This is a genomic window from Chitinophaga sp., from assembly GCF_039596455.1.
In the GTDB taxonomy this organism is placed as follows: domain Bacteria; phylum Bacteroidota; class Bacteroidia; order Chitinophagales; family Chitinophagaceae; genus Chitinophaga.
The window spans coordinates 197,338-210,404 of record NZ_JBCNJR010000001.1 but is presented as its reverse complement, the minus strand read 5'-3'; the positions used below and the strand labels follow the sequence as shown (position 1 = coordinate 210,404).

The following is a 13,067-nucleotide window of genomic DNA, read 5'->3' as shown; positions in this document are numbered from 1 at the left end:
ATAACAGTTTATGGTACCATTTGGGGCAGGCCCAGCTGGTAACTTACTTCAAAACTGCCTTTGGGGCCTGTTTCCGTACGTATCTGGTTGGGCTGGGCCCTGAGGTTGAAGATCAGGTCTTTCTCCACCTGCTCCGCGCTGGACACTTCGTGTATATCCCTGATAATCATGGCGGTGGCCACCAGGTCATCTTTCGGGTAGTAGAACACCCCTTCATTGCCCAGCGACGTGTCTATCACCGCGCCCACCCTTTTGGCGCCGCGGGTGGTAATAGGCGCACAAAGCACGTGCACGTTCTTTACAGGCAGCTGCGTCATCAGCGCCACGCACACGCGGCTGAGAATGAGGCTGCCGATGCCCATGCCGGCCACCTCCTTGGAATTCCACAAACCGCAGATCTCCGCACTGCCGGGCATGTCTCCCTGCCGGGGAACCACGTCCGTATAAATTTTCGGGTCGTATTTGCCGATGGCCATTTCTATGGGCAGCGGCAGCACGCCGTCTGCTATCTGCACACGGGCGCCGCCATAGGTTTTGGTGCCGGTGTCATCTTCCACAATGACCACTACGGTGTTTCTATGAGATATCCAGTCCTGGTTACCGGAAGTAATTTTATTGATCCCGAAATAGATCTGCAGCAGTTTGCTGTGGCCTTCGTAAAACCGCATGCAAGCTTCCGGGTCATCCGGTGCAAAAAAAGCCCTTACATTGATCGGTGCGCTCATTGATTGCTCTTTTAGTTTATAGGGGCATTATTGAATAAGTTGATCAAAGTCCACATAATACCTGCCGGAAGACCGTAGCTGGCCAAGCAGTATCCGCCTGCAGGTGTCTGCCACCATGGCGCCGCCCAGCATTACGGAAGATGCCAGCTGCGGCCAGGTAGTGATCGTTTTCCCGATCTCTCCCAAAGAATATTTCATGCGGGGGCTCATATCGGCCATGCCCGCCATGGGCCCTAAAATGGGTATTTTTTCTTCATTGGTGAGGTGTTTGAGAGATTTCAGGTCTGCAATATCAGGTATCAGGCCGTGCAGCAGCGGGTAGGAGGGGTCAAGGTCATACCGCTCAATGTCCAGCATTCCCCGGTCATTGGTGTCCATTACTACCGCCACTTGCATAGCTTTCGCTTTTTTGCGGGCCAGTATTTTCACATCAATGCCGTCACACTCTTCCACCAGCACGTCCAGCTTGCCTCCGCCGGTCATAAACTCGTCCAGGTTCTCTTCTGTAGCCCCGTCTGTAAAACACTTCACGGTGAGGAAGGGGTCCAGTTCGGCAATTTCCCGGGCGGCTATGATCACCTTCGGCATGCCCAGGTTAAAAACGCCGGTGCGCAGCCGGTTCATGTTGCTAAGCTCCACGGTGTCAAAGTCTGCCAGCCGCAACTCTCCGCCAATGCGTTCCATGGCCAGTGTAAGCGCTATGCTTTGCCCTACTGAAAGGCCTATGATACCTATTTTTTTCTGCTGCAGCAGGTCCCGTTCTTCCCGCGTGATCTTGTGCTGGTTGCGGGAAGTGCGCATGGCAATAAACTCTTCGCGGCCCAGCAGATGCACCAGCTTTTCCGCCCAGGGGTAGTACACCCACACCCCGTAATCTTCGGGAGCGGTACCGTTCAGGTGCCGCTCAACAGCGGCTGTCAGCTCTTCCGGCGTTAACGCGCGGGTGGGGTGCAGGCTTTTTATCAGCTCCCTGAGCTGGCTGTACAGCTCGTCATAAACCCTGATCTGCGGGTTGCTCCGCAGTAATTGCAGCAAAGCGGCCTTCTCGTCCCCATTTGCGGGATGATAAAACACTGGCATATGGGTCAGGTGCTCATGCCTTGTCTGCAGTACTCGTTCCTGAATTATCATGCTGCTTCCAGACTGGTTTTTTACGGGTGAATGGATGTTGCCTCCTCTAATGATGCCCGGTTACTGATCGTTAGGTTATTTTTAAAGGGCCAAAGTACAAGCGCCTCACCAAAACCACGTCCCACTGAAAGGGGAAATTTTCCCGCCTTCTTTCTCCAGATCATACATTAATAAGTATAAAAAAGTGTTATAAAAATTCTTTTATGGTTGTTTCCGGGCATAAACGGAAAAAAATCAGACCTCACCAACCCTTTGGGGGCGAACTGCTTGTCCGTGTCTACGGTATTTATTGTAAATGAGCTAAGATCAAACCAAACTTCACCTCTCTGGCAAAGCGCGCATAACAGCTATTGTTAAACAATTGTGGGGGATGGACGATATCCGGCAATCACCGGCGAAGACAGTATAGGGCTCAGCCGGCCTTTGCCGGGCCGGGGCTTGGCAATTCCTCTTGCCTGGGATAAATAGCTTCATTTTTTAGAGAATGATTAGATATACGACAACAACACATGAATATAAAAGTAAAATAGCAATTTATTTCAAATTAAACTATAACAAGCCGCTTTATTTTGCAGATTTTGCAAAAATAACGATTATATCACGATTGAGATTGGTGTAATATTTGCGAGTAATTAGCCGCTATCTTTTAGATTTGTAGGAACTAATCATACCCATCATGCATAAAAGAGAATTCCTCAAGGTGGCCGGCCTCGCCGGGTTGGCCGCTATGGCAGATCCGAAAGGATTGTTTGCCGCAGAGGGGCGCGAAACCCTGTTAACGCAAAAAGCACCGTTCACGCTGCCTCCTTTACCTTACGCTCCTGATGCGCTGGAGCCCAATATAGACAAGCTGACCATGGAGATCCATCATGACAAGCACCATGGCGCTTATGTAAAGAACCTTAATGACGCGCTGAAAAGCTCTCCCCTGGCCAGCCTTTCACTGGAAGGCATACTGGCCAAAGTAACCGCCAAAGATGCGGCCATCCGCAACAACGGCGGCGGCCACTATAACCACAGCCTGTTCTGGACGCTGCTCAGCCCCAAACAAACCAGCCCCTCCTCCAAACTCACCGCTGCTATTAACGGCGCATTTGGCTCTGTAGACGCGTTCAAGGAGCAATTTGGGGACGCCGCCAAAAAAGTGTTCGGCTCCGGCTGGGCCTGGCTCATAGTGAAGAAAGACGGGAAACTGGCCATCACCTCCACGCCCAACCAGGACAACCCCCTGATGACGCAACTGGTAAAAGAACCGGGAACGCCCATCCTGGGGCTTGACGTGTGGGAGCACGCCTACTACCTGAAACACCAGAACAAGCGGCCTGACTACATTACGGCCTTCTGGAACGTGGTGAACTGGGATGAGGTGGAGAAACGCCTTAACGCAGTGAAGAAATAAAAAAAGCGGTGGCATCAGATCTGATGCCACCGCTTTTTTTATAAAGACAGTTGTTTATTTCCGCTTGAAAAATACAAACCCGTTCTTTTCGCCAATCAGCTCCAGGTTTGGATGAGAGCGGTACGGCTCGCTGTCCGTAATGCGGCAAATGAAATACGCCGGCTTGTCTATAGCCCCTTCCAGCAGCCATTGTTCCTTGTTTTTATAGTATTCAGGGTTGGTAGACGGCTGTTTGCGCGTATAATACAGGTGGGCGTAACTGAAGTAGGCCAGGGGCTTCACGTACACATCCTTTCCCTGGAATTGCTCAAAAAACTCGATGGCGGCCGCCTGGGAGAACTTTTCCACCTTGGGCACAAAGTGCAGCACCGTTACCTGTATCATCAATATAGTGCTGATAAAGAGGCACAGCAAGCCCCGCCGCACCTTGCCGGAAAACAGCATTACACAGCTGATCACTACCAGCAATATATAAATAAGGCCATAGGCCATTTCCCCGAAGCTGAAGCGCACGTCTGCCTGCAGGTTGGCCTTCGCAAACTTGTCCCCGATATGGGGGATCAGCTCGTTTTTATAAATGCCCACCAGCGGCAGCAGGCTGATGGCCAGGCCCAGCACTACGCCAATAAAAAGCATGAGACTGATGTTCCAGCCTTTCAGGCGGAAGCGGCCTTCCAGCAGGCGGTAAACCTGCAGCGCGGCCAGGTAACTGAGCGGGAAGTAGCAGAGGGAGGAATAATGCACAATTTTCGTTTTCACAATGGAAAACAGCAGCAGCACCACCCAGAAGAGTATCCACATCCATACCTTGAAGTCTTTGGCCTCTGCCGGCTGGCTCAGGTAAATGGATTTGGCGCGACTGGTCTGCACGTAGCTGAGCAGGAAGATGCTGGCCGGGAAGCAGCCCACCAGCAGCACTATCCAGTGGTAGAAGAAAGGCCCGCCATGGCCCGCGTCCGGTGTGCTGAACAGCCGCCACTGGTAGATCACGAACTCGTTCACGAACCACCAGCCGTGCATAATGATCTCGTAACCGAACCAGAGGGCGGTGGTGAGAAAACAGCACAGCACGGTCCACAGGAGGTGAACAATTTTGATGTGGATGCGGAATTTATTGTAGACCCAGTACACGAGCAGCACCAGTACCGCTATCAGGATGGCCGCGGGGCCTTTGGTAAGTACGGCCAGGCCGAGGCTGATGCCACTGAAAATAGCCATGCGCGTTGGTTTGGGCGCATAGCCTATCCGGTAGGCGAAATACACGGCCAGGAAAATAAAATAGTTGAAGGTGGGGTCTATGATGCCAGACTTGAAATAGAAATGGGGCAGCCAGGAGCCTGCATACACAAGTGCCCACCAGAAGCCGAACTGCTCGTCTACCTGTTTTTTTCCGATGTGGTAAAAGGTGAGCAGGGTGGCAATGCCGATGATGGCATTGGGGAAACGGGCCGCAAAGTCATTGATGCCGAAAAGCTGCATGCTGATGGCCTGCATCCAGATGAACAGGGGCGGTTTCTCCCAGAAGGGCGCAAAGTCTATCTGCACCTGCGAGTAATTGCCGGTAACGATCATTTCCCTGGCCGCTTCCGCAAAATTGATCTCGTCCCAGTCAAATAAATGTACCGCGCCCAGGAAGGGAATGAACAACAGGGCCGCTACAACAGCTATCAACAGATACTTCATCAGGATGTAAATATTTAAGCGAAGCGCTAAGTTCGCAAAGAAACCTTAATATTTAAAGGATTTAAATATTATGCCATCCCGGCCGGCGGGGCGGCCACGGTACCATGTATGCAGGTGGTGCCCGGCGTTTGGCTGCGCTTGTATTCAAACAGCCAGTAGATCATGGTGCTGCACAGCGTTCCGATGATGCTGCCGAAGTATACGTCGGCAAAAAAGTGCTGGCTGAGGTACAGGCGGCTGTGGGCGGTAGAAAGTCCCAGCAGGAACAGCAGCAGCCCCATTTTTTTGTTGTTCCAGATCAGGGCCATGAAGCAGAACATGCCGAAGGCCGTGGAAGTATGGCCCGAAGGGAAGCTGAGCCCGCTGTGAACACTGATCCAGGGCACAATATGGAGCATCTCCGGGTCCGCAAAGTAGGCAATGGGCCGGGGATCGTTCACGTAATGTTTGATGCTCTGCACCACCAGGGTAATGAACAGCAGGGAACCGGCCCCCATCAGGAAAAGCCGCCAGCGCCGCATCACCAGGAAGATGGCCAGCATCACGCCAAAGGCAATACCGTCTCCCAGGTAGGTGCTGCCTGTTACCAGCCAGTCTGCCAGGGCGCAGTGGGCGCCATTCACGCCAAGAAACAACTGATCTTTTGAGAAGAGGGATAGTAAGGTGCCTCCGGTAATAACCCATAGGAAGAACGGGACGTAAAAATAACGGTTAGACTGCACCAGTGCCGTCAGTGTTTTTAACATGCAAGTAAAAGTTGTAGGTCCGTAAATATAGGTCAGAAGGGGCTATATGCTAACTTCGTGCTTGTTACGCCGCTTCTGTATGTACTTTTTGATTTTTTGATAGGATCTGTAATAAAATTCCTTGTTAAACAGCTGGGAGTCATTCATCGCTTTGTAAACGAGGAAACCGGCAATAGGGAGCAACACCAGGTTGGCTAACCACATTCCGCTCCAGGACGCCATCACGTCTTTCCTGGCCATTTTCTCCCCTAACATAAAGAATATATTGAAGATCACAAAGAATATAACGGCAAAAACGAGCGGTGTCCCTAGTCCGCCCTTGCGAATAATTGAACCCAGCGGGGCGCCTATCAGGAATAATACGATGCAGGCCGCCGCCAGGGAGAACTTGCGCTGCCACTCCACCTTGAAAAGGGAACGTTTGGCATAATTGTCCGCATACTCTTTGGCCGTGCCGGAAAGGGAGCTTTCCGTTTCCCGCAGGTTGGATTCCACTCTTTCCAGCACGTAACGCCGGGAAGCTTCGGGAATGATCTGTATAAAACTGTCTACGGCCAGCCTGGGCGCACTGCTTGCCCAGCCGGTGTCTTTCCATTTGTAGAAGGGATAGCGGCTGGTTACGTAGGCATTGGTGGTGCGGATGTAGTTGGAATCCCGCCGGTACAGGGAGTCAATGCCATAGTCCAGCTGCCGGATGTTCAGCATTTGCTGGTTGTCTGCAAAAAGACCCATATCCAGTCGGCTGAAAGCCAGCTTTTCCAGGCTGAACGGCATCACGTACTTTTTAAAGCCCATGCGCAGCAGGTCGTTATTACTATTGCCGCGGGCCTCGGCATTGTCTTCATAGCGCCATCCGTTCTCCAGGGTAAAGTTGAGGAAACGTTTGTCTGCCGAAAGCTCCATGGTGCCTTTCTCCGCCAGTATCAGCCGGTCTTTGCCGCTGTTGCCGGGCGTACGGTCATAGATCATGACCTGGTGAATGGTACGGTTGTCAGGCTCCTTGCGGCCTACCTTGATCACGTAGTCGTCAATATCGGTATAGAACACGCCCTGTTTGATGTTGAAGGCGGGTTTGGCATTGGTAATGTCATACAGGAGGGATTTGGCACGGAGGTTGGCCACCGGTATCACGTAGTTGGAGAAGAGGAAGGCGCCCAGGGCAATAATGGCGGAAAAGATGAACAGCGGGCGGATGAAGCGGAGCAGGGAAATGCCGGCAGACTTGATGGCCACCAGCTCAAAGCTCTCGCCCAGGTTGCCGAAGGTCATGATGGAAGAGAGCAGCACAGCCAGGGGCATGGCTAGGGGCACCAGGCTGGCGCTGGTATACACCAGCAGCTCCACTATCACAGGCGTATCCAGCCCTTTGCCCACCAGGTCGTCAATGTACTTCCATACAAACTGCATGATCAGTACAAAGAGGGTCACGAAGAAGGTGGCCACAAAGGGCCCCACAAAGGTCTTGATGATCAGTTTATCGAGTTTCTTCACAACCGCTGTATAAAAATAACATTCGTAAAATGTAAAACTGCCTGGTTTTCAATATACTTTTGCATACAGGCCATGCAAAGTTAACACGAATCCCCCAAGCGCGGAAGGGCGCGGGATACAAAAAAGCGTTAATTTATGATGAACCCCGCCGGCCGCGGCGGGCAAACCGGATGCTCATGGAAACGTACGAACTGAATACAATAGAGCAAAGCACGGTGCTGGACGCAGATTTCCTGTTACGGAAGAACAGGATCATTGAAAAGGTGTTTGTGCTGTTTGGAGAGCTGCAGAAGGCCATGGAGGCGGAGCCGGCCATTGCGGGCCTGCAGCTGCCGGAGGGGCAGCCCGCCAAGATATCCAAAGGCGAGCAGTACCAGGGCCTGCCGTACGTAGTGCTGGATTACCCCCGGCAGTTTGGCCGGGATGATATTTTTGCCTGCCGCAGCTTTTTCTGGTGGGGCCGTTTTTTCAGCATTACCCTGCATTTGGCCGGCGCCTCGCTGGATGCTTACCGCAACCGCCTGGCGGGGCTGCAGCAGCAACTGGGAGACTGGCATGTTTGCGTGCAGGAAAACCCCTGGGAGCATCACTTTGAACCAGACAACTACCGGGCAGCCGGCTCCCTTTCCGCCGGGGAATGGGAAGGCCTGATGCAGGGGGCTTTTGTAAAGCTTGCCAGAAAGTACGCGCTGCAGGATTGGGAAAACGTTATTTCCAATGCTGTGGCCGATTATACGGCCCTTTTAAAGATGCTGGGAAAAAGAAGGTAGGTTAATTTACTAGCTGCTGATCTGTAGCCACGGCCTAATTGCCGATGCGGTGGAAAAGATCTTTGATCTGGTAATCCCAGAGCTGGCTCTGGTCCGCCACTTCTTTTTTCTCGGCGAAATCCTTGATCACCAGTATGGTCATATTGGTAACTTCAGATATCTGGATCCTGAATTCAAAAAATTCATTTTTGGGAGCGTGTAACCAACGTAAACGGATATATTCGTCATCTTCCTGTTCCAGCACTTCTGCCTCTTCGCTTGAACCGTTCCATGAAAATGAAAAAACATTGTCCCTGAAATCTACTTTATCTGCAAACCATTCCTGTAAGCCTGCGGGGGTGGATAGAAATTCATATAAGATACTTGGAGAGCACCGAACCGGATATTCTAACTCATATTGCACTTTCTTTGACATCGCACAGAATTATTAAAAAATCAAAATCATCTGCCTGCAATTATAGAAAAATATTTATTCTATCAAAATAAATTTTGAATTTTTTTCGATATATTAACTAAACCGGTTTCCTGACTGAATTTATTTTAAAATATATGGTTTTTAAACTATGTATCTAGCAGTATTTGACTGCTTTATTCCCGCAGTTCGCTCTTCAACACATCTTGATGCGCTAAAACAGCATTAGCAGCGGCCCTGGGCAGTTACCACTAAAGGTTTATAGGGCAACAATCGATTTAGCTTAAAAAGGTTTTAACAGGATATTATTTTTTTTGGGTGGTATCTAAAAAAAGTTATTTTTGTCTAGCATTCTTCTAAATTAACTATTATTAACCTGTAACTGTTCCCGTGCTATGTCAATGCGCCAACTCAAAATCACGAAGTCGATCACCAATCGTGAGTCACAGTCGCTAGAAAAGTATCTGCAGGAGATCGGCAAAGTGGATCTCATTACGCCGGAGGAAGAAGTGAATCTGGCTATCCGCATTAAACAGGGAGACCAGCGTGCTTTAGAGAAGCTAACCAAAGCCAACCTGCGCTTTGTGGTATCTGTTGCCAAACAGTACCAGAACCAGGGCTTGTCCCTTTCAGACCTCATCAACGAAGGCAACCTCGGCCTCATCAAAGCCGCACAGCGCTTTGACGAAACCCGCGGTTTCAAATTTATTTCCTACGCCGTGTGGTGGATCCGCCAGTCTATTCTGCAAGCATTGGCAGAGCAGTCCCGCATTGTGCGCCTGCCGCTCAATAAAGTAGGCCTTTCCAACAAGATCAGCAAGGCATACTCCCAGCTGGAGCAGGAATTTGAAAGGGAGCCCTCTCCTGACGAGCTGGCCACCATTCTCGAGATCAATACGGAAGAGGTAGAAGCTACCCTGGGCGTGGCCGCACGGCACGTATCCATGGACGCACCTTTTATAGACGGGGAAGACAACTCCCTGCTGGACGTGCTGGAAAACCCTAACGCTGTCAGCGCAGATGAGGAGCTGGACCATCATGACTCCCTCCGCCGCGAAATAGAACGGTCGCTTTCCACCCTCACAGACCGCCAGAAAGACGTGATCATGCTGTATTTCGGCATCGGCGTAGAGCACCCCATGTCACTGGAAGATATCGGAGAAAAATTCGGCCTCACCCGCGAAAGGGTACGGCAGATCAAAGATAAAGCCATCACCAAGCTCCGCACCACCTCCCGCAGCAAACTGCTGCGCAACTACCTGGGTGGCTGAGCCGCGTTATGAACGGAACTTTTTTGAAATGGTGAATATTCGTACATATTCACCATTTTTTATTGGATGCCTTTTAGTTTTCTTAACTTTGCCATCCTGTTATTGTTTTTACTTTATTACTTTTTATTACAATGTTTGAATCATTATCGGAGCGGCTGGAGTCGGCCTTCAAACAGCTGAAGGGCGAAGGGCGCATTTCTGAGATCAATGTGGCCACTACTGTGAAGGAAATTCGCAGGGCGCTGGTAGACGCAGACGTGAACTATAAAATTGCCAAGGAGTTTACTGACAAGGTGAAAGACAAGGCCATGGGCGAAAAAGTGCTCACCGCCATCTCTCCCGGCCAGCTCATGGTAAAGATCGTGAAAGACGAGCTGGTAGAGCTGATGGGTACCACGGAAGAGGAGCTTGACCTGAAGGCCAACCCCACCGTGATCCTCATAGCCGGCCTGCAGGGTTCCGGTAAAACCACCTTCTCCGGCAAGCTGGCCAATTTCCTCAAAACCAAAAAGAACAAGAAACCCTTGCTGGTGGCGGCAGACATTTACCGCCCCGCGGCTATTGACCAGCTGAAAGTGCTGGGCGGGCAGATAGGGGTGGAAGTATACAGCGAGCCGGAGAACAAGAACGCCGTGCAGATCGCAGAGAATGCCGTAAAAGAAGCCAAAGCCAACGGTTATAATGTAGTGATCGTGGATACCGCCGGCCGCCTGGCCGTAGATGAGGCCATGATGACGGAAGTAAGCAATGTGCGGAATGCGGTTAAACCGCAGGAGATCCTCTTTGTGGTAGACTCCATGACCGGCCAGGACGCCGTGAACACCGCCAAGGCATTCAACGAGCGGCTTGACTTTTCCGGCATTGTGCTCACCAAGCTGGACGGTGACACCCGCGGCGGTGCGGCCCTTACCATCACCTACACCGTGCAGAAGCCCATCAAGTTTGTGAGTATGGGCGAAAAGCTGGACACGCTGGACGTATTCTATCCCGAACGCATGGCCCAGCGTATCCTGGGCATGGGAGACATTACCACCCTCGTGGAAAGGGCCCAGGCGCAGTTCAATGAAGAGCAGGCCAAAAAGCTGGAGAAAAAGATCCGGCAGAACCAGTTCGATTTCGACGATTTCAAGGAGCAGCTGCAGCAGATCAAGAAGATGGGCTCCATCAAAGACCTGCTGGGCATGATACCCGGCGTGGGCAAGGCGGTGAAAGACCTTGACATCAGTGACGATTCCTTCAAGGGCATAGAGGCCATCATCAATTCCATGACGCCGCAGGAAAGGGGCAACCCTGACCTGATTGACGGCAGCCGCCGCAAGCGTATTGCCAAGGGCGCCGGCAAGGAGATCCAGGATGTGAACCAGTTCATGAAGCAGTTTGAGCAGATGAGACAGATGATGAAAATGATGAATAAGATACCCGGCGGGGCCAAGGGACTGAAGATGCGGTAGGGCAGGAGGATGAGAAAAGCGGGTTATTTGTAACAGACTAGTTTTCAATCTGCAACTCTTGGTACCTAATTTGAAATTGAAAAAATTTGGGCAATTTGAATTTATGGGCTACATTTGCTGCCCCAATAGAAACAATATTTTTTAACCACTCGCAACAAATAATTCGACTTATTTATGCCAGTAAAGATCAGATTACAGAGACACGGCGCCAAAAAAAGACCTTTTTACTTTATTGTTGTGGCAGATGCCCGCGCCCCCAGGGATGGTAAATTCATCCAGAAAATCGGTACCTACAATCCTTTGACCGTACCGGCTTCTATCAATATCGATACGCAGAAAGCGCTCCGCTGGCTGCAGAAAGGTGCACAACCTACCGATACCGTTAGAAGGATCCTGTCATTCAAAGGCGTACTTTACCTGAAACACCTCCTCAGAGGCGTGAAACTGGGCCTGTTCGATGAGCCTACGGCTTACACCAAATTCGAGCAATGGCAGGCAGATCACGAAGAAAAAGTATCCGCACGCCGCGAAAGCCAGAAAAGGGCTGTACGCGCCGCTCAACCGGTAGTGAGGAAAGTAGAGGAAGCACCTGCTGCTCCCGCTGCTTCTGAAGGCGAAGCTCCTGAAGCTGAAGCATAATTCACCGGAAATCATATTTCAAAAAGGGAAGATTTGTTCGCAAAGATTCCCTTTTTGCTTTTATAACTACCGCATGGCTAATTATTTCAATATCGGCAAGCTGGCCGCCGTATACGGCACGGAAGGGGAATTTATCCTCCGCCACAGCCTGGGCAGGAAAACGGCGCTGAAAGACATTTCCGCCGTGTTCATAGAAGAGCGGAAAGACAGCTTCCTGCCTTATTTTATAGAAAAGGCCAGGCCCAAGGATGCGGAAAACGTTTACCTCAAGCTGGAAGGCATCCACACCCGGGAAGAAGCCCGCAAACTGCTGCAAAAAGGCATTTACCTGGAAGAGGCAGATTTCAAAGGCCTGGCCTCCGCCTCCGCGCCCCTTTCCCTGCTGGGCTTTACGGCTACAGACAAACATGAAGGGGAACTGGGCAAAATTGAGGAGATCATTGAAATGCCGCAGCAGGTGCTGGCCCGCGTTACCTACCGGGAAAAGGAAATGCTGCTGCCCCTCAATGAGCAGACCCTCCTGAAAGTAGACAAAAAACAGCAGGTGGTGCACCTCGATCTGCCGGAAGGCTTGCTGGACGTATATTTAGGATAAAAAATACCATCAATGCGCATAGATATCATTACCGTATTACCGGAACTGCTGGAGAGCCCCTTTGCGCACTCCATCATGAAGCGCGCCCGCAACAAGGGACTGCTGGAGGTAAACGTGCATCACCTGCGGCAATACTCCAGTTTCCGGCAAAACCAGGTGGACGATTACCAGTTTGGCGGCGGTGCCGGCATGGTGATGATGATTGAGCCCCTGGTGAATGCCATAGAGGCCCTGCAAAAGGAAGTGACCTACGATGAGGTGATCTACCTCACGCCTGACGGGCATACCTTCAACCAGCAGATGGCCAACCGCCTTTCCCTGAAAGGCAACCTGCTGCTCATTTGCGGGCACTACAAGGGGATAGACGAAAGGGTGCGGGAACATTTTGTGACCATGGAAATTTCCATCGGGGATTTTGTGCTCTCCGGCGGGGAGCTGGCTGCCGCCGTACTGGTAGACGCCATAGGCCGCCTGCTGCCCGGGGTGCTCAATGACGAAACCTCCGCACTGTTCGATTCCTTCCAGGACAATCTGCTGGCCCCGCCCGTGTACACCCGGCCGGAGGAGTTCCGCGGCTGGAAGGTACCGCCCGTGCTGATGAGCGGGGATCACCGGAAAATAGAGGAGTGGCGGCATGAAGAGGCCCTGAAACGCACACGGGAGCGCCGGCCGGACCTGCTGCAGCACGACTGACAAAAAGATATTTTATTAAAACCGGGAAAAAGGGCTTGGTTATTGGATATTCTTCCTTACC

General features: G+C 51.4%; 13 protein-coding genes. 7 read left to right on the top strand and 6 right to left on the bottom strand.

Going from position 1 to position 13,067, the window contains the following annotated elements:
• Positions 1-8 precede the first annotated feature (8 nt).
• Both ABDW36_RS00790 and ABDW36_RS00785 read right to left on the bottom strand, forming a co-directional pair.
• Entirely contained in the window at positions 9-725 is a 717-nt protein-coding gene (locus ABDW36_RS00790) for a hypothetical protein (RefSeq protein WP_343699978.1), read from the bottom strand.
• Positions 726-752: 27 nt separating this feature from the next.
• On the bottom strand, positions 753-1,856 hold the full coding sequence (locus tag ABDW36_RS00785) for a ThiF family adenylyltransferase (protein ID WP_343699977.1): 1,104 nt from the start codon (positions 1,854-1,856) through the stop codon (positions 753-755).
• A gap of 676 nt (positions 1,857-2,532) precedes the next feature.
• On the opposite strand from ABDW36_RS00785, the gene ABDW36_RS00780 reads away from it, so the two are divergent.
• Positions 2,533-3,255: a superoxide dismutase gene (locus ABDW36_RS00780; RefSeq protein WP_343699976.1), complete on the top strand. Its 723-nt coding sequence runs from the start codon at positions 2,533-2,535 to the stop codon at positions 3,253-3,255.
• Between the two features lie 54 nt (positions 3,256-3,309).
• On the opposite strand, the gene ABDW36_RS00775 is transcribed toward ABDW36_RS00780, so the two are convergent.
• From ABDW36_RS00775 to ABDW36_RS00765, 3 genes are all read right to left on the bottom strand, one after another.
• On the bottom strand, positions 3,310-4,938 hold the full coding sequence (locus ABDW36_RS00775) for a glycosyltransferase family 39 protein (RefSeq protein ID WP_343699975.1): 1,629 nt from the start codon (positions 4,936-4,938) through the stop codon (positions 3,310-3,312).
• A 68-nt stretch (positions 4,939-5,006) separates the two neighbouring features.
• A complete protein-coding gene (locus tag ABDW36_RS00770) occupies positions 5,007-5,684 on the bottom strand; it encodes a phosphatase PAP2 family protein (RefSeq protein WP_343699974.1) in 678 nt (225 codons plus the stop codon).
• Positions 5,685-5,726: 42 nt separating this feature from the next.
• Positions 5,727-7,175 carry an LptF/LptG family permease gene (locus tag ABDW36_RS00765; protein WP_343699973.1) on the bottom strand — a complete coding sequence of 483 codons (1,449 nt, stop codon included), beginning with the start codon at positions 7,173-7,175 and terminating at the stop codon, positions 5,727-5,729.
• Between the two features lie 176 nt (positions 7,176-7,351).
• On the opposite strand from ABDW36_RS00765, the gene ABDW36_RS00760 reads away from it, so the two are divergent.
• Positions 7,352-7,945, top strand: coding sequence for a hypothetical protein (locus ABDW36_RS00760; RefSeq protein WP_343699972.1), 594 nt, complete (start codon positions 7,352-7,354; stop codon positions 7,943-7,945).
• 34 nt (positions 7,946-7,979) lie between these two features.
• On the opposite strand, the gene ABDW36_RS00755 is transcribed toward ABDW36_RS00760, so the two are convergent.
• A complete protein-coding gene (locus tag ABDW36_RS00755; protein ID WP_343699971.1) occupies positions 7,980-8,360 on the bottom strand; it encodes an START-like domain-containing protein in 381 nt (126 codons plus the stop codon).
• 398 nt (positions 8,361-8,758) lie between these two features.
• Here ABDW36_RS00755 and ABDW36_RS00750 point away from each other — a divergent pair, with 398 nt between their 5' ends.
• The 5 genes from ABDW36_RS00750 (at position 8,759) to trmD (ending at position 13,006) form a co-directional block, all read left to right on the top strand.
• The gene (locus tag ABDW36_RS00750) at positions 8,759-9,628 is read left to right on the top strand and encodes an RNA polymerase sigma factor RpoD/SigA (RefSeq protein WP_074240841.1); all 870 of its coding nucleotides are present in this window, start codon (positions 8,759-8,761) and stop codon (positions 9,626-9,628) included.
• Between the two features lie 131 nt (positions 9,629-9,759).
• Entirely contained in the window at positions 9,760-11,079 is a 1,320-nt protein-coding gene (gene ffh / locus ABDW36_RS00745) for a signal recognition particle protein (RefSeq protein ID WP_343699970.1), read from the top strand.
• A 174-nt stretch (positions 11,080-11,253) separates the two neighbouring features.
• Positions 11,254-11,718 carry a 30S ribosomal protein S16 gene (rpsP, locus tag ABDW36_RS00740; RefSeq protein ID WP_343699969.1) on the top strand — a complete coding sequence of 155 codons (465 nt, stop codon included), beginning with the start codon at positions 11,254-11,256 and terminating at the stop codon, positions 11,716-11,718.
• A gap of 73 nt (positions 11,719-11,791) precedes the next feature.
• Positions 11,792-12,313, top strand: a complete 522-nt coding sequence (rimM, locus tag ABDW36_RS00735; RefSeq protein ID WP_343699968.1) for a ribosome maturation factor RimM — start codon at positions 11,792-11,794, stop codon at positions 12,311-12,313.
• Positions 12,314-12,325: 12 nt separating this feature from the next.
• The gene (trmD, locus tag ABDW36_RS00730) at positions 12,326-13,006 is read left to right on the top strand and encodes a tRNA (guanosine(37)-N1)-methyltransferase TrmD (protein ID WP_343699967.1); all 681 of its coding nucleotides are present in this window, start codon (positions 12,326-12,328) and stop codon (positions 13,004-13,006) included.
• Positions 13,007-13,067 lie beyond the last annotated feature (61 nt).

Excerpts from the sequence above, each read along its gene's own strand:
- ABDW36_RS00790 (WP_343699978.1), bottom strand. The coding sequence starts at position 725 with ATGAGCGCACCGATCAATGTAAGGGCTTTTTTTGCACCGGATGACCCG.
- ABDW36_RS00785 (WP_343699977.1), bottom strand. The coding sequence starts at position 1,856 with ATGATAATTCAGGAACGAGTACTGCAGACAAGGCATGAGCACCTGACC.
- ABDW36_RS00780 (WP_343699976.1), top strand. The coding sequence starts at position 2,533 with ATGCATAAAAGAGAATTCCTCAAGGTGGCCGGCCTCGCCGGGTTGGCC.
- ABDW36_RS00775 (WP_343699975.1), bottom strand. The coding sequence starts at position 4,938 with ATGAAGTATCTGTTGATAGCTGTTGTAGCGGCCCTGTTGTTCATTCCC.
- ABDW36_RS00770 (WP_343699974.1), bottom strand. The coding sequence starts at position 5,684 with ATGTTAAAAACACTGACGGCACTGGTGCAGTCTAACCGTTATTTTTAC.
- ABDW36_RS00760 (WP_343699972.1), top strand. The coding sequence starts at position 7,352 with ATGGAAACGTACGAACTGAATACAATAGAGCAAAGCACGGTGCTGGAC.
- ABDW36_RS00755 (WP_343699971.1), bottom strand. The coding sequence starts at position 8,360 with ATGTCAAAGAAAGTGCAATATGAGTTAGAATATCCGGTTCGGTGCTCT.
- ABDW36_RS00750 (WP_074240841.1), top strand. The coding sequence starts at position 8,759 with ATGCGCCAACTCAAAATCACGAAGTCGATCACCAATCGTGAGTCACAG.
- ffh (WP_343699970.1), top strand. The coding sequence starts at position 9,760 with ATGTTTGAATCATTATCGGAGCGGCTGGAGTCGGCCTTCAAACAGCTG.
- rpsP (WP_343699969.1), top strand. The coding sequence starts at position 11,254 with ATGCCAGTAAAGATCAGATTACAGAGACACGGCGCCAAAAAAAGACCT.
- rimM (WP_343699968.1), top strand. The coding sequence starts at position 11,792 with ATGGCTAATTATTTCAATATCGGCAAGCTGGCCGCCGTATACGGCACG.
- trmD (WP_343699967.1), top strand. The coding sequence starts at position 12,326 with ATGCGCATAGATATCATTACCGTATTACCGGAACTGCTGGAGAGCCCC.